This window comes from Streptomyces polyasparticus, from assembly GCF_014493765.1.
Lineage (GTDB): Bacteria > Actinomycetota > Actinomycetes > Streptomycetales > Streptomycetaceae > Streptomyces > Streptomyces polyasparticus.
This window is the reverse complement of sequence record NZ_JACTVJ010000030.1, coordinates 13,289-25,828: the sequence shown is the minus strand read 5'-3', so window position 1 is coordinate 25,828 and position 12,540 is coordinate 13,289. Positions and strand designations below refer to the sequence as shown.

The 12,540-nt window shown below is 66.4% G+C and carries 4 protein-coding genes; 1 reads left to right on the top strand and 3 read right to left on the bottom strand.

Going from position 1 to position 12,540, the window contains the following annotated elements:
* Positions 1–30: 30 nt before the first annotated feature.
* The 3 genes from H9Y04_RS40680 to H9Y04_RS48020 all read right to left on the bottom strand — a co-directional run bounded on the left by H9Y04_RS40680 (position 31) and on the right by H9Y04_RS48020 (position 9,004).
* On the bottom strand, positions 31–1,476 hold the full coding sequence (locus H9Y04_RS40680; protein WP_187819293.1) for a hypothetical protein: 1,446 nt from the start codon (positions 1,474–1,476) through the stop codon (positions 31–33).
* A 480-nt stretch (positions 1,477–1,956) separates the two neighbouring features.
* Positions 1,957–2,583 carry a hypothetical protein gene (locus H9Y04_RS40675; RefSeq protein WP_214662156.1) on the bottom strand — a complete coding sequence of 209 codons (627 nt, stop codon included), beginning with the start codon at positions 2,581–2,583 and terminating at the stop codon, positions 1,957–1,959.
* Positions 2,555–9,004 (bottom strand): RHS repeat domain-containing protein, encoded by a 6,450-nt coding sequence (locus tag H9Y04_RS48020; protein ID WP_187819291.1) that lies wholly within the window; start codon positions 9,002–9,004, stop codon positions 2,555–2,557. The genes H9Y04_RS40675 and H9Y04_RS48020 overlap by 29 nt, the downstream gene beginning before the upstream one ends.
* Before the next feature lie 413 nt (positions 9,005–9,417).
* Between H9Y04_RS48020 and H9Y04_RS40665 the strand changes: the two genes are divergently transcribed.
* Positions 9,418–12,453, top strand: a complete 3,036-nt coding sequence (locus tag H9Y04_RS40665; RefSeq protein WP_308801882.1) for an FG-GAP-like repeat-containing protein — start codon at positions 9,418–9,420, stop codon at positions 12,451–12,453.
* Positions 12,454–12,540 lie beyond the last annotated feature (87 nt).

Genomic DNA, 12,540 nt, shown 5'->3' with positions numbered 1-12,540 from the left:
GTCCCTATCGCTCGGCCCGGCTGTGCGCCCTCAATCGGCGGTGAGCGCGTCGAAGAAGGCACGATCGTCGACGGGATCAGTGCCCAGGAGTATGTAGTCGCCGGCGGGCCACACGGGGCGTCCCTCCATCCACGGCACCCGGATGTCCAGATGCTCCGCCGTGCCGTGTAGGCGGACCTCGCCGCTTGGGCCCGGGAGTACCTGGTTGGCGAGGAGCGGTTGCGCGGCAAACGGCGTGTCATCGTCGCCAATCGAGAAGTACACCGCCCAGGGCGCCCGGGTGGCGTATTCGCGGAGCAGCACGTAGCGGCCGGTCTGCTGCGGCTCGACGGCGGCGTCCTGTGCGAGCCTTCGTGCGGTGCGGGCGGCGCGCACGGTCTGAGCGACCGCGACGAGAAACGTTCCGCAGGTGATCCCGACGATGATCCACGAGCCGTTGCCGATGAACAGGAACACGACGCCAACGCCCACGAACGCCAAAGTGGAGACGGACAGGTGCCGTATCCCCGCTATCTCGAGCAGCGGCTTGATCCGCCACCACGGGGCGCCTGCGTCCGATGCCACAGGGGCCCCGTCACCAGGCGTGTTCAAGTGGGATCGGGCTTGCTCGGCAGCCGCGGCCGACAACTCGGCCCAGCCGTAGCGCTGTTCTTCGGAATGTGCCTTGACCAGCGACACACGTGGCTGGATCTCCGGCGACACCCTGGGAGCGAGTCCGCTGATTGCGTTGCGGTGGCGTGCCGCGCTGACCCAGCTCAACACGAGCGCTCCTGCCGAGCCAAGGAGCAGCACTCCGCCGGCGACGAGGCCGCCGGTATACGCGGCAAAGGCATCGGTGCCCTCCAGGTCCGCGTTGTACAGATCGCCCTTGAACGGTCCGTGGGCGATCGTCCACCCGTCCATGTAGCGGAACCCGTACTCGTCTGGGGCGTCGATCAACCGCTCCGTACACGGCAGGTCAACGAAATGCTCCACATCGGTGTCCTGCTCCCTCCAGGACGCGACGCAACGGCCGTCGCTGCTGGGGCCCGACTCCACGATGAGCGGCACGTACGGATCCGAATCAGTGGATATCTCCGCAGCCAGGCAGACGCCGAACAGAGCCAGACCCGCGAGAGCAAGGGCCGTGAACATCCGCCACCGGAACGGCCCCCGACTGCTGCTCGTGTCCAGCGGCTGCCCGCAATCCGCTACGGAAGGCTGAGGTGCCGCAGCCGCAGGCTGAACCACACCATCCCGGCTCAGCCGACCTGACTCCCATGCGGCTCGGGACTCACGTCGCAACCGTGCCGACCCGACCGCCCTCGCCCACAGCAGGCCATCGCCGTCGGGCCGCACGAGGACCCCGCCACCGGTCTGATCCCCGCACCACCACAGCACCCCGCGCGCGTCGGGTTCGGCCAGATGCCACCGCTGCCGCACGGCAACCACCGAACGCACCAGCACCGCATCGCTGACGGGGTTTCGCAGCACCACGCTCGGCCCCGACCACACGGAGGGCGCGACGACCGCCGAGCAGGCGACCCACGGATGACTCCGCAGAACCCGACGCATTCGCCAGTGGTTCCGCAGAGCGCACGATCCAATACCCCACGCGGCCAAACCCAGCCCGCCGGCCCACACGCCTGCACCTGGCACCACTCCGCCGAGCAACACCGCCAGCAACATGGTCGCAAGGCCACCGCCAGCCCAGCACCAAGCGCGCCTACGGTACGTCTCCAGTGCATGACGCGTCGTGGCATGGTCGATCGCTCTCACAGGAACTGCTCTCCGGTCTCACTCATGATCATCGCGGGGTGGTCACTCCCGAGGACTGCGCCAGTTCACCTGCGGCGATGCTGTGGCACCAGAGGCGTTGGTCCTGCAAGAACGCCCCAGCTCGGAGCAGCCCGAGCTAGGGCGTTCAGAGTGCGGGTCAGGGCACAGCCAGTGTGGAAAAGCCTGGCCGTTGATCTCCTATCCGCTCCAGGATTGCAGCAGCACGAGCGCGGCAAAGCCGCACACGATGCCGACTGCTAGCAAGCCCTCGGAGATCAAGTCGCGCGCGATGAACCGGACGATGTTGCCGTCGGCACCCTCGTTCTTGCGATGCTTCCGCTGCCACTTGTTGATCTCCGCGGCGGCCTGATCTGCAGTCCGACGGAAGTGGTCGATCAACGACCCAGCGAACCCGACAACGAAATAGCCGTCCTCGCCATCTGCTCGGGGGACCTTGGGTTGAACAATGAGGCTCCCCGTCTGGCTGACTTCAGCTCTCCGGATCGCTCCATGCGGAATCTCGTAGGAGAAGATCGGGTTAACCAGCGTCACCGACAGGTGGCTGAGGATTACTCGCGACATCATGATCCGCCGAATGAAAACGGCTCCTGCCGCGACGATAGCTGCACCTGCCATCGGGTTCGGATCCCCTGCTTGGACGGCGGGCCATATGCACCACGTTATCCCCGCGATTGCGAGGAGGGTCGCGATGGCGGAGAGGATGACAAAGGAGCGGCGCTGCACAGGTTTCCCTGCGCTCGCATTCCTATACTTCACCAGACACACCCCGTCCATATCAGCAGGATCCGACAGACTTGCCAGCACTGAAGCTCCCAGCGCCACAGAATCCAAAGTTGAATCCGGTATTCGCATACATGTTCCCACGTGTGGCGGACCAGTTGACTGATCCCGAGCTCCAAACTGCACCGCTCGTTGTAGTGGCCGGCTTGACTCGGACAGAGTTCCGGGCAATGGCACTGCCCCACATCGCCTCGCGCGAGGTGGCACCTCCCCAGCGGGCGTACTTGAAGGCCGCCCCAGCCCCGAAGGCCGTCCACGCGAGACTCTCGCCCAGGTTTGCGAACTCCCAGCTGCCGGTTCGACGCCCCTCAACCGTGAACGTTCCAAGAGCGATCCCCGCACCTGCTGCTGCGCAGACTCCCGCTGAGGCGACGACGCATGTGGCGAATCCGGCCGCGGGGAGTACGCGGTTCTTCCAGCCGTCCCAGGTGCCGAAGGTGTCCTTGAGCCAGCCGCCGAAGCCGCCGCTCTTCTTCTTGGGCTGCTCGTGCTGTTGGGTGTTCTGTTTGATTTGGTTGTCGCGCTGTCGTTGTTCGTCGCGTGCCTTTTGTGCTGCGGCGTCGGCGCGTGCTTGGGCGAGGTCGCGGGCGTAGTCGGAGGTGAAGGGCCCGTAGACGGGGCGTGCTGAGGATCGGTTGGGTCCGCTGTAGCGGGTGAAGTAGCTGGAGTTGCGGGAGACGTAGCTGACGTACTTGCGCGCGGTCGATACGACCGACTTCACCACGTTGCGGATCCCGTTGAAGAATCCTCCCCAGCCGCTGCGCTGGCTCCTGATCTTGGCGGCCATCTTCTTGGCCCACTTGATGATCTTGCCAAAGAACATGCCGTCGGGGTCGGAGTGGATGAGGGGGTTGTTGTTGCCGTAGGTGTAGCCGTGCATCTGCTGCGGGTCGGCGGTGTCCATGATCGGGTCGACGGAGATGAACCGGCCCAAAGCAGGATCGTATTCGCGTGCCCCGAGGTGGGTGAGGCCGGTGTTGTCTTGTGTGCCGCCGACGAAGCCCTTGCTGCCGGGCCAGGTAGCGGGCTGCGCGGTGCGTTCGCCTCCGAAGATGGTCATCTTGCGCCGCGTGATGGTCTGCCCTGCGCCCTGGAGGACGGCGACGGTGGCGGTGCCGGTGTGGTCGTTGAGGAGCAGGTTGGTCTGGTTGCTCGCCTTGACCGCGATCGTCTCGTCACCCGCCGAGTAGTAACGGGCCGTGGCCTTGGTGCCGTTGGTGTCGGTGAGCTCGTTGCCGCCGGGCAGGTACAGCGTGTTCTTTCCGGGGGTCTTGGCGATCAGCCGGTTCCCGTCCGCGTCATACACATACGACGTGTCCTTGCCCTGCTCGGTGAGCGTGGCGAGATGGCCTTCGGGGTCCCACGCCAGGTCCTGCTTCTGATCGCCGTCCTCCCGCTTGGTGGTGTTGCCGGCCTTGTCATACGCGTACGACGCGGTGGTGGTCTTGCCTCCGGTGGTGGTGTCGATGCCGGTCAGCTGGCGCTTGCCGGCGTCGTTCTGGCCGTAGTGGTAGGTGCGGGTGACGTCCTGGTCGGCGAGCGGGTTGCCGTCGACCTTGTGCTGGGTTTCGGTGGTCCGGTTGCCGATGGCGTCGTAGGTGTAGGAGTGCCAGTAGGCGTCCGGGCCGCCGACCTTCGGCGCGGTGCCGCCCTCTGTGCCGTCGGCGTTGGGCTTGGCGGCGCAGGAGTCGGTCGCGGTCCAGGCGTTGGTGATGCGGCGCAGGGCGTCGGTGGTGAAGCACTGCGTGTCGGTCTGCTTCTGCTCGTCCTGCCCGGACGCGGTCTTCAGCTGGGTGAGGTTTTGGGCCTGGTCGTAGGTGTAATGGATGTCGTCGATGCGCGCCGGCCCGGTCTCCCGGTCCGTCGTAGTGCGAGTCAGGGCACCGGTGTGCTCGTCGTACTCATGGCTGGCCCATACCTTCTGCCCCACGCGGCCGTATTCGGTGCGGAGGACCTGGCCGTAGGGGTTGTAGATGCGGTTGTTGATGAGGACGCTCGCGGTGGTGCCGGCGCCGACGAGCTGGTCGGACGGGCCGTAGCGGTAGACGAAGTTCTCGCCAAGCTGGCCCGGCAGCGCGGGCTGGCGCAGCCAGTCCTGCAGTCCGGTCTGCGCGTTGAAGCTCGAGGTGAACGTGTAGCTGCCAGCCAACGCTCCCTCGCGTTCGGGGATGGTGATTTTGGTTCCAGTGGCCTGGTAGCGGTCGTTGAGCGCCGTGACCTCGTTCACATAGTCCTGGCCGCCCTCATGGCGCACCGACTTGGTGAGCTGTCCCTTCGCCACGGTGTCGTACGTCCAGGAGGCGCGGACCGTGCTGCCTTCCTTCATCTCTGTCTTGCGGCCGAGCTTGTCGTAGACGGTGGTCAGGGCCTTGCCGCGGGCGTCGGTGACGGTGACCGGCCGGTCGAGGTTGTCGAAGGTGGTGGTGTAGGTGCCCTTGTCCGGGTCCTCGACCTTCACCGGGCGGTCGCGGTGGTCGTAGTGGGTGATCCACTTTGCGCCGGTCGGGTCGGTGACCTGCTTCGTCTGGCCCGAGGGCGTGTACGTGTACGTCGTCGACTGGGACTTCGTCCGGTCCGCGTTGGTGTACTGGATCAGCTCGGTGGTGCGGCCCTGGGCGTCCTTGACCGTGGTGGTCGCGGTGTCGCCCTTGGGCGGGATCACCGTCTCGCGGTCACCCCCGTACTGGGTGGTGGTGCGAGTCTGCTCGTCCCCGTACTTCTCGCTGATCTGCACGGTCGGGCGACCGGCGCCGTCGTAGGTGGTGCGGGTGGTGCGCGGGGTCTTGGTGTCGTCCCCGGTCACCAGCTCGGCCGTCGGCTTGCCCGTGGCGTAGTAGCCGTCGTAGGACTTCCACTCCAGGCCGCGGGAGTCGTACATGTGCTCCGTGATCAGCCGGCCAACCTCCGTCGCGTCCGGCGTCTGGGTTTCGCGTTTACGGCCGAGACCGTCGGTGAACGTGTACTCGGTGCGGTACTCCCCGCGCCGCGTGAGCGTCTTCGTCGTCACCACACTCGGCTTCGTCGTGGACACCGCGTACTCGAAGGACTTGCTCGGTGTCTCCGGGTGGGCGGCCTTGGGCCAGGCAGCCTCCCACGCCTTGATGGTGCGGCCGAGACCGTCCAGGACGGCGTCGGTGCGCTTCCCGTTCGCATCCACTGTCCCGACCGGCGCGCCGCGGCCGGGCTCGAACTCCTCGGTCCCGCTGTGGCCGAGCGCGTTCGTCGTCACCTTCTTCGTGACCGCGTACTGCGTGGCCGGCGTAAATGCGGTGGTGGTCTTGTTCCCAGCCGCGTCCGTGGATTCGAGGGTGCGGCCGTGCTGGTCGACCTTGTTCGACGCGACGGTCACCATGCCGGTGCCGGCCGCGTTCTGCTCATCGGTACGCGTCACATCACCCTTCGACGGCGCGGCACCGAGGGTGGTGGAGCCGTCGAAGTAGGTGCGCTTCTCGGAGATCAAATCGTCCGGGAGGTTCGGGGTGGTGCCGCATGCCTTGGCGACGGTCTTCACCGCGGAGGTGAACTCCACCATGTTCGCGCCCGTGTTGCGCGCGTACGTGGTGGTGGTGCACTGCTCGTCGCCGCCCTTGGCTGTGTCGCCGTGGTCGGACTCGGTGGCGAGCATGCCGTAGGAGTCGAAGGTGCGCTCCACCTTCGTCCTGCGCCAGCCCGCACCGACGGCGGTGCGGGTGGTCTCGGTGGCGGCGTCATCAACATGGAAGGCTTGCAGATCGGGCAGGCTGTCGCCGCGCTTGTGCGTCGCGGTCGCCGCGGACTTCCACGGCACCGACGCAGACGCCTCGACGACCTTGCTGCCGTTGAAGGTGGCCTCGTCGCGGGTCATCCCGGCGAAGGCGGGGTGGTCGGTAGCTTCGTTGCCTTCGGAGTCGGGGACCTTGGCGCCGGGGATGCCGCGGAAATAGCGCGACTCGCTGATCTGCTTGGCGCCATCCGTTCCGGTACCCACGGACGTCTTCACGCGGGCGTAGCCGCGGAAATCGCTGTACGTGCGGTACTTGGCCTCGGTGAACGGATCCTGGGACTTCGCCCAGGCGACGCCACCGGTGTAGGTGTAGTCGGTCACGACGGCAGGGCTGCTCGCGACCTTGTCCTCTTCACGGACCTGGGTGACGGCGTAGGTGTGGAACCAGTCCTTGACCGGCTTGTACTCCTCACCCGGCGAATCCGGAGACGACCAATACACCGGGTAGCACCGCTTGGTGTTGCCCTCCTCGCCGGGCAGACTCGCGCGGGTGCATTCCTTGGGGGTGTAGGTGACGGCGGTGGTGCCACCCATCTCGTTGTGAACGGCGCTGATCCGGTAGCGGATCAGCGGCGGAATCCCGTCACCCGTGGCATCCACGCGGTTCTCGAGCTGCACACCCTTGAAGTCGATCTTCGGCAGCGCGGTGTCGGTGCCGCCGGTGTGGCCGGTGCGCTGAATGCTCTTCAGCCACAGGGCCGGGGAGGAGCCGTCGCCGGTGGAGGGGAAGTTCTGATCGAACGCGAACGTGTCGACCTTCTTGTACGCGGAGCCGTCCCGCACCTCGGTGGTGACATTCGTGATGCGCTTGCGGGACCAGAACGACGGGGAGAACTGGGTCTTGCACTCCGTACCAGGCGCGCAGTACAGGTCGAACGGCACGTCCGGCCAGTGGCTCGCGTTGGCGGCGGTGAACTTACTCTCCGCGCAGTCGAACGAGCTGGTCTTCACACAGCGTTCGGCGGTCCCGAAGGTGACCTTGGCGGCGGGGGTGCCGGTGTACATGTTGCTGGAGCGCAGTCCGTAGTCGATGCGCTTGAGGTAGCCGCCGCGGGCGTACGCGGTCGCGGTTCCCTTGCCGGTGGACAGGTTGACGTTGCGGCCGTAGTGGTTGGTTTCCTTGCCCCAGTAGTACGCCATCGCATCGCCATGCGGATCCACCACGTAGTCAAGGTTCCACCGCCACGCCTGCTGACACCATGCCTTGGAGAAGTCCGCGTTGTAGCAGGGCTCGCCGCTGTGGTTGCCGAAGACCGGCACTGTCCAGGTCGAGTTCGTCGTCTCCTTGCCGTCGGCCCATCCGGGGAGCTTGTGCCGGCCGAAGAAGTACTGCACGCCCTTGGTGTCGGTGACCTTCCAGTACTCCCCGTCCGCGTCACCGTTGCCGAGGCCGGTGTCCTTGAGGAGTTCGACCTTGGAGCCGTCGTCGTGCTTCAGCTTCCACTTGCCCGACGCGTCGTCCTTGACGAGCTCGTTCGTGGAACCGCCGAGCGAGAGGACGGCGTTCTCGCCGCCCCAGCACAGATCCCCGTTGCGGGCCTTGTTCGTTCCGCCGGTCATGTCCGTGTTGCAGGCTTTGTAGCGGCGCTCGACGAACCCGGGCTCGAGAGTGAAGCCATCGCCAATGTTGTTGGCCTGGTTGTTGGTGGCTGCGGTGCGCCCGTCCAGCGCGGTCGAGGAGTAGTCCAGAGAGAGTTCCGGGCCGAGTTCGCCGGCGACGTTGGGGGTGTCGATGGGGTAGGACCAGGTGAACGCGCCGGTCGAGTCACCGGCCTGCCACTCACCCGACGGCGACAGCGAGGACGCCTTGTAGTCACCGCCCGCGCCCGACGGCTTCGACGTCACCGCGAACAGCGTCCGCGCCAACCGCGGCTCAGTCTTATCCGCCTCGGCTGTGGGTGACGGGCTGGCGCTGGGCGATGCGTCTGATTCCGGTGAAGCAGACGGCGAAGCCGCGGTGCTCGGGCTCGCGGAATCCTCGACGTCATCGGACGGCGATGCGCCAGGCAGTTTGGACGTGGATGCCTGCGGCTTCACGCCGTCTTGACCGCCGTCGGATTCGGGCTCTGCGGCGTCTTCGAGGGAGACCTTAGCCGTGAGCCGCGCCGTGTCCTCGTTGTTGTCCGCATCCTTCAGCGGAGTGACGGTGCACTTCCCGCTCGCGGTGTCGTTTTCCCCGCAATCGGTGAGCTGGACCAGGGTGAGGCGAGAGGCCCAGTCTCCACCGATCGCATTACGGAACTTCCCATAATCCACGGCGAGTTCGGCCACGCCGCCAGTCGAATCGACCGCGAACACCACACCGTCAATACCGGCCTTCTCGGCCGCCTTACGGTCCAGAACCTCAATGCCGACGTCCCCGGACGCCGGCGCCATTCCCTTCGCGCCGCGCGGCGCCGCGGTAGGGGTTACGCGGACCGGGAGTGTTCCGGCCTTCAACTGAGCAGCAGACTTCCCCGATATGGAGCCGTCCGCCTCGGCGGGCTTCGGCCACGCCGCGTCGGGAATCGACTTCCATTCCTTCCCGGCCGTCTCATCCTTCCCGGAGGCTGCGTCGGCGCCGACCTTCGACACGGGGACCGGGTCGGTCTTTTGCAGGTCGGGCAGAGCGAGCGGCGACAGGGCCACGGCCTGCGCGGACAAAAGTCCCACCAGCAGCGCCGTGGCCGTAAGCGTCGTCACCGAACGAGCACCGTGACGCCGTATTCGATGCCGGCATCTGCCTGACGATTCCTCACATGGACTGCCGTGGATGAAAGATGACACGACGCGGAACTCCCGAACATCGGAACATAATGAGCCGCGCCGACCCTATCCATACGCCGCGCTTACAGCCGTGAAATTCTCAGAAACATCTCACAACTGGCGACCTTAGTCCCATGTGAACGGGACCTAAGCCCCATCCGCATGGGCCGAAAGACATGCCGGTCGGATTCGATTTGGGCGCGGAAGCGCAGCTCAGGCACCAATGGGATAGGTTCCGGCGTGCTGTTGAATGAGTGTTGCATGAAATCGGTGAAGGGAAACGCTTCGTGATATCCCGTCAATTCAGATCGGGGCATAGGTCGCCGAGCCGGCTGACGGTCGCCTGTCTTGTGACCGGGGCGCTGGCCGCTCCGCTGTTGATCGCCCCGGCCGCCACTGCGACCGCTGTGGACGCGCCGGACCCGACGCGTCAGGCGCAGGACGCGGATCCGGAGACGACGGCATCATTGAAGGCCGCACGCACAGGTGACAGGGTCGAAGTCACTTCGCACCGCACGCAGTTCTCGTCGGTGTTCGCGAATCCGGACGGGAGCTTCACGCAGGACACCTCCACGGTTCCGATCCGGGTCCGCAAGGACAACGCCCTGGTGGATGTGGACACCGATCTTCAGCGTGACGGGGCAGTGGTGCGGCCGACGGCGGTCGATGTGGGGCTGGCCTTCTCCGGCGGCGGGAACGCGCCGCTGGTGACGATCACCCGTGACGACCGCTCCCTCACCGTCGACTGGCCGGGCGCTCTGCCCACGCCGCGGCTGGACGGTGACACTGCGACCTACCCCGACGTCGAGCCTGGAATCGACCTGCAGCTGAAGGCCGGCGTGGATGGATATCAGCAGCTCCTGGTCGTCAAGACCCGCGAGGCGGCGTCGAATCCGCTGCTCAAGCAGGTCCGCTACACCATGGACACCGACGGCGTGGAAGCGAGCACGGACGCGGCCGGGAACCTGAAGGCGATCAACCCGGCCGGGCAGGAAGTGTTCACCGCTCCCGCACCGGAGATGTGGGACTCCGCCGGCGTCCCCGACGAGCAACTCACCGACCCGTCTGCCGCGTCGGTCAGCAAGCTCATGGACCAGCGCGCTGACAAGCCCGCGACGCGGGGTGAGGATGTGTTCGAGCCCCGCTATGGCGCCGATGTGTCCCGTATGCCGCTGAAGACCAGCGATGACGAGCTGGTGATCACGCCGGACGAGAAGGTCCTCAAGGACCCGGACACGGTGTTCCCGGTGTATATCGACCCGACGGTCTCGAGTCCGAAGCTGGGTTGGACGTCGGTATCGAAGAAGTATCCGAATACCTCGTACTGGAACCACTCCTCCAAGGTGGCGCGGGTCGGCTACGAGAGTGATACCGGCGGCACGTGGCGGTCGTTCGTGCAGTTCGATCCGCGCAAGCTGCACGGCAAGCAGATCGTCAAGTCAACGTTGCGGATCAAGAACACGCACTCTTGGTCGTGCACGAAGAAGCCTGTCGAGGCGTGGCTGACCGGTGAGATCTCGTCGGCGACGACGTGGAACAAGCAGCCGAACTGGGGCACCAAGTACGCCACCGTCACCGACGCCAAGGGCTGGTCGAGCTCCTGCCCGGCCGGGAACTTGGAGTTCAACGTGAAGGGCGCCACCGAACGGGCTGCCTCCTCCAAGTGGAACAAGCTGGCGTTCGGGCTGCGCGCGTCCGAGTCGGATGTGTACGCGTGGAAGAAGTTCGACGCCTCCACGGCGGTGCTGTCCACCGAATACAACTCGGTCCCGAACCAGCCCACCTCGCTGGATACGTCGCCGAGTACCCGGATCAATAACACCTGCGGTGACAAGGGCACCTGGGTCACTCTGGGGAACACGGATGTGCAGCTGACCGCGAAGGTCTCCGATCCGGACGGCGGCACGGTGAAGGCGGCGTTCGAGCTGTGGCCCACCGGCAAGCCGGACGGCACGCCGGGCAAGTTCATCAAGCGCGAAGTGTCCGTCACCTCGGGTGGCACCGCCCGCACCACCGTCTCCAAGGCGGATCTGGCCAAGCACATCGGGATCTCGAACGGCTCGTTCTCGTGGCGGGTGCAGGCCCGCGACGGGAAGGCCAACTCCGCGTGGAACCCGGTCGCCGGCGCGGCCGGCTGCCGCTTCGCATTCGACCCGAACCGGCCCTCCAACCCGCCGGCTGTCGCCTCCGCCCAGTTCCCCGACGGGGATGACGGCTGGCCCGAAAACACCGGCCCGGCCCGCTCGGAGGGCACCTTCACCCTCAGCTCGGGCGGCGTGGGTGATGTCGTGAAGTACGAGTACTGGAGCGACTGGGACCCGGCTGTGCGCAGTGCCACGGTGTCCGCGGGCGGCGCTGCGTCGGTGAAGCTGACCCCGCCGAACGCGGGCCCGCAGCGCGTGTACGTGCGGTCGTTGGACAAGGCGAACAACAAGTCCGACACCACCGTCTACCTCTTCTACGCCAACCCCACCGGGAAGATCGACGAGCCGGGCGATTTGAACGGCGACGGCAACCCCGACCTCACCGGTGTACGCAGCGACGGCGAGCTGTGGATGTACGCAGGCCAGGGCAACGGCCGCCTCGGCGTCGCCTCCAAGGCCAGCCCGCACTCCTTCGACGGCTCGCTGATCACGCATCGCGGGGACTGGACCGACGACGGCTACGAGGACCTCATCGCCTCCACCGGCGCCAAGGGCCAGCGCACCCTCGCCATCTACCCCAACAACGGCTTCGGGCACGCCTGCACCACCTACGGTGAACACGCCGACGGCGCGGCCTGCACCGAGTCCCTGCGCGACCTGAGCGTGTACGAACCGGCCAACGACCACTTCAAGGACGCCGATCAGATCCTCGCCATCGGCGACGTGGACGGCCCCACCGACCTGGACGGCGACGGGCAGATCGGCGAGGGCGATCTGCCGTCCTTCCCCGACCTGCTGGTCAAGGAGGGCGACCACCTGTGGCTGTACTACGGCAACAGCTTCGGCTACCTCGACGACATCACCCCCGTCCTGATCGGCAACGGCTCCTGGTCCGGCTACGATCTCGCGGCCCCCGGAGACGTGACCAAGAACGGTCGGGTCGACCTGCTCGCGCGTAAGCGCAGCACCGGTGAGCTGTTCACCTACGAGGGCACTGGCGAGAACGGGGAAGGACTCGGCGGAGGCAACCGCAAGCTCACCGCCACCGGCTTCACCCCCACCGCCCGGCCGCTCTTCGCCTCCGGCACGGACGCGGACAACGACGGCGTCGCGGACCTGTGGACCACCACCGACCAGACCGGCGCCGGCCTGTACTTCCATCCCAAGGTCACGGCGACCGGTATCGGTGCGCCGGTCACCGTCGGCACCGGCGGCTGGAACAACTTCCAACGCCTCAGCTAAGCCCTCTCGCCCTCTTGGGTGGGTCCAGGCCGTGCGGCCCGGACCCACCCAAGTCCCGCATCAGCACTCGCACTTGCCTTCGAAGGA